Origin of the sequence: Microcystis sp. T1-4, assembly GCF_000297435.1 — a bacterium.
Classification (GTDB): domain Bacteria; phylum Cyanobacteriota; class Cyanobacteriia; order Cyanobacteriales; family Microcystaceae; genus Microcystis.
Genome location: NZ_CAIP01000019.1, coordinates 18648 through 32237, shown reverse-complemented (window position 1 = coordinate 32237; position 13590 = coordinate 18648). Strand labels below are relative to the sequence as shown.

The following is a 13590-nucleotide window of genomic DNA, read 5'->3' as shown; positions in this document are numbered from 1 at the left end:
AGGGCTGCCGTTAAGCGATCGCTTTGAATCTCTGGATGACCGAGACGCAACTCCTCAAGGATGGTTTTACCGCAAAAATGACGTTCGGGAAACTGAAAAACGATTCCTCCTAATTGTTGCAGGTGCAGCACCGTTAATTCTTGGTCGCGCCAGTGAATCGTCCCTCCTGTTTTATCGGCAAAGCCTGCTAGAATTTCCAAAAGAGTCGTTTTTCCGGAACCACTGGGCCCGACAATCAGACCTAATTCTTGGGGTGCTAATTCGAGATTAATCCCCTGTAAAATGGGATTGAGGGCAGCGGGAGGATGATAAACCACATCTTTGAGATAAAGCATTGACAAGAAAATAACTGGAAATTAAGTCTAGAAACCCGTTTCTATTGTGACAGATTTTTTCATTCGCTCAAGGAGACTTTTGACCATGGTGCTGAGGTTAGGTTTAACGAAAAAAATGGCGATCGGTGCTTCCCTAGCTGTTATGGTAGTGGTTAACTGGATTGGTCCGGGATTAGCCGGAGATCCTTTCCGCAAAACCAATCCCCGACCGATTGGTGATAAGACCGAGGCCGCTTTTAACGCTATTTTTAAACAAGGTAACTATCTAGAGGCAAAAAAATTAATTGTTGAGGCCACGGAAAAGGAACCCGAAGAACCTTTGTCCCATGCTATGCGTGCCTCTCTTGCTTTTACCGACCAGGATTGGAACACCCTAAAAACCTACTCCGAGAAAACTAAGGCAGCGGCCAAACAAATGCAGGACAGCGACCCTTTAAGGGGAAATTTGTATCTAGCGGTGGGGAGTTTTTTAGAGGGAACCTACGTTTTTCAAACCGAAGGAGCAGTATCGGCTATCCCCAGATTACAACAGGTGTTTCAGTATTTGGAAACCGCAGAAAAGGTTAATCCCACGGATCCGGAATTGAACCTGTTGAAGGGTTATATGGATTTGATTTTAGCGGTTAATCTACCCTTTTCTAGTCCCCAAGAGGCAATTGAAAGGCTAGAAACCTACGGAAGTCCCGATTACTTGGTTGATCGAGGTATAGCTCTAGCTTACCGGGATTTAAAGCAGTACGATCAGGCTTTGCGGTTTATCGATAACGCTCTGAAAGCGACCCCCGAGAATCCGGAATTAATGTATCTGAAGGGTCAAATCCTGAGAATTCAAGGCAATACGGATAAAAATACCGGATCTTTGAAACTGGCACTAGATTACTTTAATAATGCCCTGAAAAAACAGGAACAACTCCCCGAATCGGTCAAAAAACAGTTAAATCGCGAACACCGTAAGGTACAGGAGGAGATTAAATCCCTAGAAAACACCGCTAGTCGTTGAAAAACGCCTAAAAATAGTCAATATTTGGGCTTTTTATCGGTGATCAGTTGCTGAAGGCAAAAGGCAGGAGGCAGTCCCGATGCCAAAGTTGGCACCGCCAAGCCTGAAAATATGATAGGCTCCAATTAGGGCTAAGACAAAAAGGTTGTTCCTTCAATAGAGCTTTCTAGCCTGAAAGTCAGTCGAACCAGAATACCCAGAGGCATCGCCAATTGTCGCTACCAACCCTTTGTTAGCATATCTTTGATGTTACTCAAAGCCTTGCCTTTTAAGGGCATCCTCTCCCTCTATTGACTTGTGGATGGTTTCCTACTGCCCAGAACGGGCAGACTCATACTAAATCCGGTTATTAAAAACTGATTATCTATTACCTCTTTTGCCTATTGCCTTTTGCCTGTCCTCATAAGTAGCCTATACTCAACGGATTTAGTATCACTACCTCAGATGTACCAAGTCTAAAGCAGCAGGAAATGGCGCCACTCTAGGCATCTAGAGGACAGGACTAAGGTTATTACTAACCCGCACCTGTGGGGTTATAACCTTATCAAGGTACTACATTTACCAAGCGGCTAATCCTCTAAACGTCTTACCGTCTAGTTTCTAGCCAACGAATCGCACCACACCCTACACCCTCTTTCAAGTCGTGAGTCAGTAAGAATTGCGGCAATTTACATTTCTTAAGATAGACAACAGAATTTATGTCCGACTACTTAGGGTCTGCTGAAAAAGTTTGTTGGTGGGGTTAGGAGTCAGGCTTTGGCCGTGAGCTCAGCGTTCGACAAAAGCTCACGCGGCGGTTCGACAGGCTCACCGTCCGCTCGACTGAGCCCGCCGAACGTCCGAAATCTCAAGCCAGGGTCCGAACGGGTGTGGGGTGTAGGGAAGGAAACCTCTTTCATCTGTGGGGGTGAAAATTTTTTCATCGGGAATGACTCCTAACCCTAACAACAATTTTTGATGTTTACAAGAGGTCTAGTATAAACCCACTGATTATGATTTTTTCTGGCCACGATTTTTTTAGAAGCGACCAAAGATTTTAGACAAAGATTGAGCATAGAAACGGGACGATTTAGGCGCTCACTCAATTCTTGAACTGTGATTCCTTGCGGATAAAATTGCATAAGTTCAAAAATTTGTGCGCTAGTATTTAATCCTTTTGTTGGACTAATAATCTTAATAGCCAAGGCTAGTAATCGGGAGAAACAACAGGACATTAGACCCTTGTTTGTCGATGCTTTGTTCCGCTCGATCTAGCCTTTTTTTCTCGGAATTATCAGGGTTTAAAGTACTAATAAAAGCTTGACTAAAATAGAGATTAATTTGTTCCCATAATCTCTTGAATAGCAGATAAAAGGCGATCAATCTCCCCATCAGTCCCGATAGAAATCCGCACATAATTCTGAATGCGAGGATGTTTAAAATATCGCACTAATATCTGACGCTCTTTCAGTTGATTATATAACTCACTGGCACTAATGTGCGGGGGAGAAGCGAGGATAAAATTAGCTTCCGAGTCAAAAACAATAAATCCCAACTCGCGCAGAGAAGTAATTAAACGGCTGCGGGTTTGACAGACTTTTTGCCAAACTTGCTCAAAATAATTATGGTGTTTTAAAGCTGCTGTGGCTAAAGTTTGAGCGATGCGATCTAAATTATAGGAATCACGCACCTTATCCATCTGTTCGATAATTGCCCTGGAAGCAAAACCGAAACCGACTCTTAACCCCGCTAAACTATAACTTTTCGACATAGTGCGACTAATGATGACATTATCGTAACGGGAGAGAAAATCGAGATGATTGTCATCACTAAAATCCACATAAGCTTCATCAATTAATACCAATCCCGAGGCATTAGCACAGGTTGCTTCTAAATAGTCGCGATCAAGATGTTTACCGAGGGGAGGATTAGGAGAAGCTAGAAAAATTAATTTCGCTTCCGGACAAATAATCGGTCCTGCTAATTCAAATTTATCATTAGTGGGAAATTCGATAATATTTGCCCCGTGTACCCGGGCAATTGTCTCGTAAAGGGAATAGGTTAAATCCAAAAAAGCGACACTTTCGCAAGGGTTAACAAAAGTTCGCAGGGCGATATTAAGGATATCATCGGAGCCATTACCCGCGATTATCTGATCAGCTGTGATGCCGTATAATTCCGCCGCCGTTTGCCGTAACTCTTTGGAGATAGGATCGGGATAGAGTCGGACTTTCTCTAATTGCTCTGGCAGGTGGGCAAAAATTTCCGCCGGTGGGGGATAGGGATTCTCATTGGTGTTAAGTTTGGTAAATCCCGCAGTTTGGGGCTGTTCTCCCGGAGTGTAAGCGGGGGTTTGACGAACACAATCGCGTGTAGGTAGCATGGACTCTCTGGGTCGGCAATTTCTAGCAAGCTTTCCATTATAACAAATCCTCGCCGATGATCGGGGGTTGAACAGATGTCAACCCCTACCGGTAAAACTAATTAAGGTTCTACCCAACGGCCATCGGCTTTAATTAAATTAATCAACTCGGTTACACCTTCACTTTCGGGGACTCGTTTAATTTCCTCGCGACCGCGATAAAGGGCAATATAACCGGCCTGTTTCCCCACATAACCATAGTCTGCGTCGGCCATTTCTCCCGGTCCATTGACAATACAACCCATAACGGCGATATCGAGTCCGGTGAGGTGTTTAGTCGCTGCACGCACTTGCTGCAGGACATCTTCTAAATTAAAAAGAGTGCGACCACAGGAAGGACAGGCAACGTATTCGACCATGGTTTTCCGTAGTCCCAGGGCCTGGAGAATGCTGTAACAGACGGGAATTTCCTTTTCGGGAGCTTCCGTCAGAGAAACGCGAATCGTATCACCAATACCGTCTGCTAAGAGAGTGGCAATCCCGGCAGTGGATTTAATTCGTCCGTATTCCCCATCTCCTGCCTCAGTAACCCCCAAATGCAGGGGATAATCCATACCTAACTCGTCCATGCGCTTAACCATGAGACGATAGGCGGCCACCATCACCGGCACGCGGGAAGCTTTCAGGGAAACCACCAGATTGCGAAAATCGAGGGATTCGCAGATGCGGATAAATTCTAAAGCCGACTGTACCATTCCTTCGGGGGTGTCGCCGTAGGTAAAGAGCATTCTTTCGGCCAGAGAACCGTGGTTAACGCCGATTCGCATCGCTTTATCTTGATCTCGCAGGGAAATCACCAAAGGTTTCAGGGTTTCGGCAATTTTTTCGCCAATTTCATCAAATTCTGCTTGACTGTACTCGCTGCGGTCGGCTTTCGGTTTCTCGAAAACGTACAAACCGGGGTTAATCCGCACTTTATCGACGTGTTTGGCCACTTCTAGGGCGATTTTCATGCCGTTGTGATGTACGTCGGCTACTAACGGCACGGGTTGATAGGTGGCGAGCAGTTTTTCCCTAATTTTAGCCAAGGCGGTGGCGTGGGCCAGACTCGGCACGGTGACGCGGACAATTTCACAGCCGATTTCATGGAGGCGACGGATACCGGCCACGGAACCATCTATATCAAGGGTATCCTCGTTAATCATCGACTGCACGACCACGGGATGACCACCACCGATGGTAACGCTACCTACCCGGACGGGACGGGTTTTGCGTCGGTGAATCGTGGTGTCGAATTCGGAGGCAGTTGCGGGGGGTTTGAGCGTCGATTCCAAGGTTTGCATAGGACTATCACCAACAATCACTCTCCCTATTCTCTCAAAGAACAGGGACAGATTCTAGCCACTCCAATAAAATTGGGTTAAAACGGTCAGGACATTCATCCTGTAAACAATGACCGGCCCGGTCAAATTCTACATATTTAATCCTAGGATTAAGGAAGACAAAACCCTGAGCTAACTGGACGGGAACCATCCGATCTTGCTTGCCCCAACATAATAAAATCGGGATTTCTAAGCGTGGTAAAATTAACTTTGCTGGTGGACAATATTCGGGATGATTGACAGCTTGTGCTAGGGAAATAAAGGCCTCGGCTGCCCCCTCATCTAAGGTTGGGGCGGCGATAATTTGTACTAATTCGTCGCTGACTGCTTTCTTGTCTTCGTAGGCGATTCCTGTCCATTTTTTCAAGACTTGCGGACGACGCAGATAGTAAAAAATCGGTTTTAATAGCCAAGGAGAAGTGAAAAAGTTTTCGATGGGAGTGACGATATTTAATAACCAATCGGCGATCATTTCCCGCCGACGGCTGACATCGGGTAAACTGAGCATAACTAATCCGGCTACCATTTCTGGGTATTTACCCCCTAGGGCCATACTAACTAAAGAACCGATCGAATTTCCCACTAATACCACCGGTCTATTGATAAAAGTTTGCCAGAAATCGTGTATCTGTTCCACCCAGAGATTAACGGTATAGGGAACCTGCACTTTGCGCGAACCACCAAAACCTAATAAATCTACCGCATAAACTCGATGATTTTGGCTGAGGATAGGAATATTATGGCGCCAATGTTCGATCGCCGCTCCAAATCCGTGCAGTAAAATTAAAGGGGGATTATCGACATCTTGGGGGTTTTTTGCCGGCATAAAACTATAACGAATTTGCCAACCGCGCCACACCCAATCCCGTTGATAACCGATGCGTTCTGTCCAAGCTGGTGAAGTTGTCACTTAAGTCAAACAATTAAGAGGGTTTCAGGAAATATTACTCTAGTTTTATTATACGGGTTTCCCCCTGCCTAACCCACAACCGAATAACATTTTTGTACTACTTTTTCCAAATATATTTAGGTCTTGCTGAATAATGGTAAAACCCTTTTAAAATAAGGCTTTTGACCTGCTAAAATCCGACGTTCATGCTGCGAAAATAGGATTAAGACCTTCAAAAACCTTGTATTATCCTTACTTAAGTACACAAACTGGTACAAAAAAAAGAGGACAACAAAGCCTGAAACGACTGGCTACTGACTCCTGACTCCTAACCCCACCAACAAACTTTTTCAGCAGCCCCTATTTAAATCTAGGGTTGATCTAGCCTATGCTAAAAAGAGGGGGATTAAAATCGCTCCTAGACTTTAATTGCAAATTTAGGATACTGCACAGATGGGCAATCTATTTGATGATGTCAGTCGCTTTCTTGAAACCCAACTGGAAGAATTTCTCAGAAGTCATCCCCAATTAGAATTACAGGCGCTGGTGGAACAACTGTGCGAACAGGAGCGCGATACTGCTAAACTGATTACCGCCCTAGAAAATGAGCGTCAACGTCTCGAACAGCAAATTTTGGCCACTGCCCAAGATATCCAAACTTGGCACGCTAGAATTGATAAGGCTAAGGCTGCTGGACGGCAGGACTTGGTTAAGGCTGCTAGTGAACGCGAGGCAGCCCTCTTCCGTGAGGGTAATCAACTTTGGGGACGGATGGAAGGGGTGAAAAAACGTCTGACTCAATCCCAAGAGTTACTGCAACAAGTCCAACAACGTCGTCAAGAAGTGCAAATTAAAGCCGAAAAAGCCCCTAAAAATCAGTCCCGTGACTGGGAAACCACTTTTTGGGATCAACCCCAAGAATCGGACTATCAGCGCTCGAACTACGATAATCTCGATCTAAAATTTAAAGAATGGGAAATGGAAGAAGAATTGAAAAAATTAAAGCGAGAAATGGGACGATAATTTTTCAGTGAACAGTAAACAGTAAACTGATAACTGATAACTGATAACTGATAACTGATAACTGATAACTGATAACTGAAATCCCCAACACCTAAAAAATTCCCCAGAATTGTTCCTCTTAGAAAACGATGGCATCTCAAGCACAAAATCCTGAAAATCAACCCTCCTCTACCCTCGAAGAAATCCGGGCCGCTCGTTTAGAAAAAGTGGCAGGATTGCAAAAAGCTGGCTTAAATCCCTACGCTTATCAGTGGAAATCTACCGCTCACGCTCAACAACTACAAGAGCAGTACGCTGACTTAGCACCGGGAGAAGAAATTAGCACAGAAGTGGCGATTGCTGGTCGGATTATTGCCCGAAGAATCATGGGTAAACTAGCCTTTTTTAACCTGCAAGATGAAACGGGAACGATTCAATTATACCTCGATAAAAAACGCATTAGTGAAACCATGGCCGCCGTGCCGAATGCCTTTAACACGGTGATTAAACTAACCGATACAGGCGATATTTTAGGCGCAAAAGGCACAATTAAACGCACAGAACGCGGCGAATTATCTATCTATGTAAATCAGTACGAAATTCTCACCAAATCCCTCTTACCTCTCCCGGATAAATGGCACGGTTTAACCGATGTAGAAAAACGTTATCGACAAAGATATGTGGATTTAATTGTTAATCCCGAAGTGCGACAAACTTTTCGCCGTCGCGCCCAAATTACCGCTGCTATTCGCAGATATTTAGACCAAGAAGGTTTTATTGAAATTGAAACTCCCGTGCTACAAAGTGAAGCGGGAGGAGCCGATGCTAGACCGTTTATCACCTATCATAATACGCTGGAGATGGAGTTATATCTCCGCATTGCCACCGAGTTACATCTAAAAAGATTAATAGTCGGTGGTTTTGAAAAAGTCTTTGAGTTAGGCAGAATTTTTCGCAATGAAGGGGTTTCTACTAAACATAACCCTGAGTTTACTTCCATCGAAATCTATCAGGCCTACGCCGATTATTATGACATGATGGAGTTAACCGAAAACATTATTGTTAACGCTGCACAAGATGTTTTAGGTACGCTGAAAATCACCTATCAAGACAGGGAAATTGACCTAACTCCCCCTTGGCGACGAGTGACTATGCACGAATTAGTCCAAGAAATAACTGGGGTTGACTTGAATAGTTTTGAGGATTTCGAGTCGGCTCGTATTGCCGCAGAAAATGCCGGTATTGGCGTTCCAGAGGACTGTAAAACCATCGGTAAGCTCCTAAATGAAGCTTTTGAACAAAAAGTCGAAGAAACCCTAATACAGCCCACTTTTGTGCTAGATTTTCCCGTGGAAATTTCCCCTTTAGCTAAACCCCATCGCTCAAAAACTGACCTCGTGGAAAGATTTGAATTATATGTGGTTGGACGGGAATTAGCTAATAGTTTTTCTGAGTTAACCGATCCCATCGATCAACGGCAAAGATTGGAAGCACAGGCACTCAAAAAAGCGGCCGGAGACTTAGAGGCCCAAGGCGTTGATGAGGACTTTTTAACCGCTTTAGAATACGGAATGCCCCCCACGGGAGGCTTAGGAATTGGCATCGATCGCCTGATCATGTTATTAACCGATTCTGCCAGTATTCGCGATGTGATTGCTTTCCCCTTATTAAAAAGTCAAAGTACAGCGATTAAATCTTTTGACTACGATGAGGACAAAAAAATTCTGAAAGTGGAATTTAATCACGGTGGTATCTATCTTTATCATGATCTACCTTTGGCAGTATATAAAGACTTTCAGTCTGCACCATCACAAGGACAGTTTTTTGTCGGACAAATTCGCGATAAATACAGTTTTGACAAGGAATTGTAAAAGTTAGGGTCACTTCAGTTATCAGTTATCAGTTATCAGTTATCAGTTATCAGTTATCAGTTATCAGTTATCAGTTATCAGTTATCAGTTATCAGTTATCAGTTATCAGTTATCAGTTATCATTCATGATCCCTTTTTACCTTTGACTTCCTGCCAAGTGTTACCAACTCCCTGTAAAACCCCGCGAACTACTAAACCAATACCGCGACCGATAACTTGGATAAGGATATAGACTACTCCCTTACCCACCACCCGAAAAAAAGCGCGTAAACGAGGAGATAAAGAGTCTCTTAATTCTAAGGCGATCGAAGCTAACCAGGGTATGCCTGTTAAACTGTTTAATTCTTCCTGTCGGGGGGAATAAATGGCTAGAGATTGGATTTCTCCCTCGCTATAGTGAAATAATTGATATTGACTTTCAAAGATATCTTTGGGTTCTTGCCAATATTGTTGCCGTCGGTATTTCCAAGATAATTCATTGCGAATTTTAGCTAATTTTCTGGCGATGAGAAATTCTGACTGGTAAAGTTTTTGTTTGATTCTTTCCGATTCCGAGAAGTTATTGAGAATAATTACCGTCACTGCATTGGCAATATTATGAATGAGATTTTGCAGGAGAATTTCGGCTCTGGCGATAGTTTCAGGAGCATTAGCCCGGTATCCTACTCCGTCAATAGTTAAACTATTTTCGTACACTAAATAGGAAAATAAGTCAAGAGTAAAAGGAATTTTATTGAGGATTTCTGTTTGAATTGCCTCTCTTTCTTCCAGAATAATTTCGTTAAGTCTGCCTTTACTAATTTCCTCATAAACCGAGGCATTAATTTCTAAAAATTTACGGGTGACTTTCTCCCAGATATCGTAAATAATCAGATTTAAGCGACTGGTTAATTCCCCACTGCTAACCTGTAAATATCTCATTTCATCGACATTTTTACGAATTTCATCGAGAACTAAATACAATAATTCCCGTTGCCGATTATCCTGTAAAACATCAATTTCAAAACTAATCTTTGTTCTATTAATTAAAGGCGATCGAATGACTGCTAAAGTGGACTCAAAAACTGCCGAAACACAGAGGGGACGCTCGCGGCTTAAAATTGGTAATTCCCGATCGATATTGTTAATTATTATCGGAGGTGTCGCTGAAGCTGAATTGTAAGAGCTACCTTCCAGGGGAATTAGTTTTCTCACTAGCCATAGGGCTGCTAAAAGTTCTCGTTTTCTTCCCTGCCAATAAAAGCGATCAAAGCCGGATAAAGACTGTTGATTGAGATGGAGATCAATTAAATGTAATTCACTTTCGATGCGATTTAATCCCGTTTTGCCGGCAGTGATTAACCAATGGCTAGGAGCTAAACTTGGACGGGTAGCAATGGTGAGAGCAGAAGGGGCAACATCCGGGGATTCATCCCGGGAAATTTGTCCTAAAATAGTGATAAATTGCTCTAGGTTTGTGCCTTTGGGAATATAACCAGCGATGCCTAATTCTCTGGCGATTAGTTGCTGTCGGGAGTCGAGAGGAAAGGTTAATAGAACAATTTTACTTTCGGGATAGCGAGAGTGGAGAATTTCACAGTAAGACCAATCAAAGAGAGGATCGATAATAATAATTTCGGGGGAGGGATTCAGAGTCAAAGCGAAAATTGTTTCTAAATCCCCTTCGGTGACGATACTAATATTTTCTATCTGCGACAAGGCCTGCACCAGACCCAAGCGGAAAATCGGGTCATTATCGATGATAATTAAGGTGAGAGGGCGATCGATCACAAGAGTTGCAGCCTGTCAACGGATACTATTCACAGGGTCAATTATACAGTGATCTGGCTCATTTGTTTTCTTTATAGCCATAGAAATCGATGCGATAATCGGTAATTTTTACCCCCGTTGATGCCTCGACCTGTTTAATTAATTCCGGGGGAAGTTGGATATGCACATCGATGATTTCCTGACTGTCCAGACAATTGATGTGACTGTGGGAATCGCTGATGTTGCCGTAGAGTCTGCCGTCCCAGCGTTCCACAGATTCGATAATGCCTTGACCCGATAGAGCCTCTAGGTTTTGGTACACTGAGGTATGACCGATGTTTTTTCCTTGCAGATTGAGACGATCATAAATTTCTCGCGCTGATAGGTGTTCCTGCGCTTGCCACAGCAATTCTAAAATATAGCGACGCTGACGACTAACCCGCATTCCTAAAGTTTGACACCTTTCGATCGCATCTTCTAAACACCGGATCGGTTTTTGTTTTACCTCCAAATTGTCCATAGTTGTATCCGTTGACCTCCGCCCTAATACATAGTCATTACCAGTTTAGCTTAGTCTTTCGATCGATGTCCACATTGCCCCAGTTTTCAGCCCATCTCAGAGCAGTTATCTCAATGGTGAGATAGGAAATTTTCGTTGTCGGAAGACAGGAGCAGCAAGAAAGAGCCTGACCATTTGTACTAAAATTCTCAGCCTGCATAATTCTGGTTTTAAGTCAATAGCCTTTACAAAACTTCAAAAATTGTCACACAAAAAAATGTCACCACTAGCGGCTTTTTTTGGGCAAGAGTATCAACACATTCCCCTGATTGCCTTGATTTTGCGTTGATTTGAGGTTTAATGCTTAAACTAAGCCCACAGCATACCACGATTATACCATATTATTAAATGTAGGCAACCCCGATTTACAGCCAAATTTTGGCAAATTCTGGGAAAATCAAAATCTTGTAACTTGCTTGTTACACTTGACTAATCGCCCCAAATATTTAAATATTTTAATTATTTACCTTAAATTTATAATTTTTACTTATTTTTTGCAGGCTGATTAACTAGGGTTGGGCAAAAAAGCTTGTAAGCTCTATTTAAAGTCAGTCGAATCGCTTAGTATCGGGAGACAGATGTGACTTGTATAGCTTCCCAGTTTTTGATATTTGAAGACTTTTTAGAAGCATTTTGAAAGTGTCTTAGCTGATGGATTAAATATGAATTATCAGCCATAGAAATCTTCATCAAGAATCTGTTCTAAGGAAAAAGGGCAGTCTAAGGGATATGCTTCCTCTGGAGGAATCGCAATTCCAAAGTCAGCCAATTTACTTTCCTTGATGGCAATTTTGCGACCTTTAGGATAGGTTTTATCGATGGCGATTGCTAAATGAGATTTCAAAGAAGGGGTGTTTTCTAGTAAGGCGATAACTCGTTCCCTGTGTTCGACAATGGAGCTATACCAGCTAGATTTCATGCTTTCAGGGGCGGAGGATTGTACTTTTAGTTTCAGTAAATGAGCCAGCAAAATCATTAAATTTCCTTCCAAGGCATTTTTATCTGATTTACCCAATTCTTTCAACTCCTCAACCAAATGAGATACATCTAATGCCTGAAAATCTCCTTGTTCTAACTGACCTATTGTTGTTATCAGCCATAATTGAAAATCTTGTTCATAGAGTTCTGATTTAGTTATCATAATTGCTTCGATAATAGTTAATCTAGATTGAATTGTACTCTATTTTGCAGATTTCGGATGTTTCTAGCGGTAAATGTTAAGTTTTATTACAGGATTTAACATCTGCGCCTATGCCCTATTCCCTTATCCTTAGGATAAGCGGTTAAAATACATCTTAGCTTAAGGACTAGAGAATGTTATGAGACTAGAAAAAGAAGATTTTGATTGGGCGGTACAACAAAACCTAATTACTGCCAGCCAAGCTGAAAATTTATGGACGGCTTTTTTATCCCGTTATCCCCAAGAAGATGAAGTTAATCGCCCTCGCTTTAATTTCGCTAATGTGGCCTATTATTTTGGGGCATTAATTGTTATCTCCGCCCTGGGGTGGTTTATGAACGAAGCTTGGGAGAGTTTCGGCGGTGCAGGCCTATTTTTTATCGCCCTGTTTTATGCAGTTTGTTTTATTTTTGCGGGGAAAAATCTCTATTTTCAGCAAAATCTCAAAATACCAGGCGGCCTTTTATTTACCATGGCAGTGACCATGACTCCCTTAGCAATCTATGGTTTACAACGCTGGACAGGATACTGGCAAGCAGGAAATATGGCCATTTATCCAGATTTCTATACCTGGACTAAAGGGAGTTGGTTTTTAATGGAATTAGGCACGATTATCGCAGGATTAATAACTTTGCGATTTGTTAAATTTCCTTTTTTAACTGCACCGATCGCTTTTAGTCTGTGGTATATGTCAATGGACTTAACTCCTTTACTATTTGGAGAGAACGAATATATATGGAGAATGCGACTCTGGGTATCCTTTTGGTTTGGAATTGCTTGTTTGATAACTGCCTATTTAATTGATGTACGTCAGCGTCGCAGTCGGGGAGATTTTGCTTTTTGGCTGTACTTATTCGGATTAATTATGTTTTGGTTTAGTCTATCTCTCCTCATCGATGATAATGAAGCGCAACGATTTTTGTACTGTCTAATTAACTTGGGATTGATGTTATTATCCGTCCTGCTAAAAAGAAGATTATTTGTGGTTTTCGGAGGTATCGGAGTATTTGCCTATCTTTCCTATCTCTCCTATCGTCTCTTTGCCGATTCAATTTTCTTTCCCTTTGCCCTAACCGCCCTGGGACTTGGTATTATCTATATGGGAGTTTTATATCAGCGTCATTACCCAACCCTAGCTAGATTTATTGAAAGTTATATCCCTCTCGAATGGCGCAATTTATTACCCAAAGATAGATAATTAGGAGAAATGGGGACATGGGGATATGGGGGAAATGGGGAGATTCAACTAAAAAACCCCAAAACCCCAAAACCCCAAAACCCA

At 42.6% G+C, this 13590-nt stretch carries 12 protein-coding genes; 4 read left to right on the top strand and 8 right to left on the bottom strand.

Translation table 11 applies throughout. The features are described 5' to 3' along the window. A partial coding sequence (locus tag MICAI_RS00890) for an ATP-binding cassette domain-containing protein (protein WP_039899295.1) occupies positions 1-335 on the bottom strand: 335 nt, incomplete at its 3' end. An 85-nt stretch (positions 336-420) separates the two neighbouring features. Here MICAI_RS00890 and MICAI_RS00885 point away from each other — a divergent pair. After that, complete coding sequence (locus tag MICAI_RS00885) at positions 421-1335, top strand: Sll0314/Alr1548 family TPR repeat-containing protein (RefSeq protein WP_008196414.1); 915 nt, start codon at positions 421-423, stop codon at positions 1333-1335. Positions 1336-2276: 941 nt separating this feature from the next. On the opposite strand, the gene MICAI_RS00880 is transcribed toward MICAI_RS00885, so the two are convergent. From MICAI_RS00880 to MICAI_RS00865, 4 genes are all read right to left on the bottom strand, one after another. After that, positions 2277-2549, bottom strand: a complete 273-nt coding sequence (locus MICAI_RS00880) for a hypothetical protein (protein ID WP_008196411.1) — start codon at positions 2547-2549, stop codon at positions 2277-2279. Between the two features lie 101 nt (positions 2550-2650). Continuing rightward, positions 2651-3697 (bottom strand): histidinol-phosphate transaminase, encoded by a 1047-nt coding sequence (gene hisC / locus MICAI_RS00875; protein WP_008196407.1) that lies wholly within the window; start codon positions 3695-3697, stop codon positions 2651-2653. 101 nt (positions 3698-3798) lie between these two features. Beyond that, positions 3799-5019 (bottom strand): (E)-4-hydroxy-3-methylbut-2-enyl-diphosphate synthase, encoded by a 1221-nt coding sequence (gene ispG / locus MICAI_RS00870; protein ID WP_008196405.1) that lies wholly within the window; start codon positions 5017-5019, stop codon positions 3799-3801. A gap of 34 nt (positions 5020-5053) precedes the next feature. After that, complete coding sequence (locus MICAI_RS00865; RefSeq protein WP_008196403.1) at positions 5054-5968, bottom strand: alpha/beta fold hydrolase; 915 nt, start codon at positions 5966-5968, stop codon at positions 5054-5056. 432 nt (positions 5969-6400) lie between these two features. Here MICAI_RS00865 and MICAI_RS00860 point away from each other — a divergent pair, with 432 nt between their 5' ends. Beyond that, on the top strand, positions 6401-6970 hold the full coding sequence (locus MICAI_RS00860; protein WP_008196401.1) for a TIGR04376 family protein: 570 nt from the start codon (positions 6401-6403) through the stop codon (positions 6968-6970). 128 nt (positions 6971-7098) lie between these two features. Beyond that, a complete protein-coding gene (gene lysS / locus MICAI_RS00855) occupies positions 7099-8820 on the top strand; it encodes a lysine--tRNA ligase (RefSeq protein ID WP_008196398.1) in 1722 nt (573 codons plus the stop codon). 123 nt (positions 8821-8943) lie between these two features. Here the strand turns inward: lysS and MICAI_RS00850 are convergent, their stop codons facing one another. The 3 genes from MICAI_RS00850 to MICAI_RS00840 all read right to left on the bottom strand — a co-directional run bounded on the left by MICAI_RS00850 (position 8944) and on the right by MICAI_RS00840 (position 12269). Continuing rightward, the gene (locus MICAI_RS00850; RefSeq protein ID WP_008196396.1) at positions 8944-10590 is read right to left on the bottom strand and encodes a DUF3685 domain-containing protein; all 1647 of its coding nucleotides are present in this window, start codon (positions 10588-10590) and stop codon (positions 8944-8946) included. 58 nt (positions 10591-10648) lie between these two features. Next, positions 10649-11089, bottom strand: a complete 441-nt coding sequence (locus MICAI_RS00845; RefSeq protein ID WP_008196393.1) for a Fur family transcriptional regulator — start codon at positions 11087-11089, stop codon at positions 10649-10651. Positions 11090-11798: 709 nt separating this feature from the next. Continuing rightward, positions 11799-12269: a DUF29 domain-containing protein gene (locus MICAI_RS00840; RefSeq protein ID WP_004158521.1), complete on the bottom strand. Its 471-nt coding sequence runs from the start codon at positions 12267-12269 to the stop codon at positions 11799-11801. A 178-nt stretch (positions 12270-12447) separates the two neighbouring features. Here MICAI_RS00840 and MICAI_RS00835 point away from each other — a divergent pair, with 178 nt between their 5' ends. Next, on the top strand, positions 12448-13506 hold the full coding sequence (locus MICAI_RS00835; RefSeq protein ID WP_008196385.1) for a hypothetical protein: 1059 nt from the start codon (positions 12448-12450) through the stop codon (positions 13504-13506). Positions 13507-13590 lie beyond the last annotated feature (84 nt).

What these genes read in the sequence shown, in the direction of transcription:
- MICAI_RS00840 (WP_004158521.1), bottom strand. Translation starts at nt 12,269, where the DNA reads ATGATAACTAAATCAGAACTCTATGAACAAGATTTTCAATTATGGCTG.
- lysS (WP_008196398.1), top strand. Translation starts at nt 7,099, where the DNA reads ATGGCATCTCAAGCACAAAATCCTGAAAATCAACCCTCCTCTACCCTC.
- ispG (WP_008196405.1), bottom strand. Translation starts at nt 5,019, where the DNA reads ATGCAAACCTTGGAATCGACGCTCAAACCCCCCGCAACTGCCTCCGAA.
- MICAI_RS00880 (WP_008196411.1), bottom strand. Translation starts at nt 2,549, where the DNA reads ATGTCCTGTTGTTTCTCCCGATTACTAGCCTTGGCTATTAAGATTATT.
- hisC (WP_008196407.1), bottom strand. Translation starts at nt 3,697, where the DNA reads ATGCTACCTACACGCGATTGTGTTCGTCAAACCCCCGCTTACACTCCG.
- MICAI_RS00885 (WP_008196414.1), top strand. Translation starts at nt 421, where the DNA reads ATGGTGCTGAGGTTAGGTTTAACGAAAAAAATGGCGATCGGTGCTTCC.
- MICAI_RS00845 (WP_008196393.1), bottom strand. Translation starts at nt 11,089, where the DNA reads ATGGACAATTTGGAGGTAAAACAAAAACCGATCCGGTGTTTAGAAGAT.
- MICAI_RS00835 (WP_008196385.1), top strand. Translation starts at nt 12,448, where the DNA reads ATGAGACTAGAAAAAGAAGATTTTGATTGGGCGGTACAACAAAACCTA.
- MICAI_RS00860 (WP_008196401.1), top strand. Translation starts at nt 6,401, where the DNA reads ATGGGCAATCTATTTGATGATGTCAGTCGCTTTCTTGAAACCCAACTG.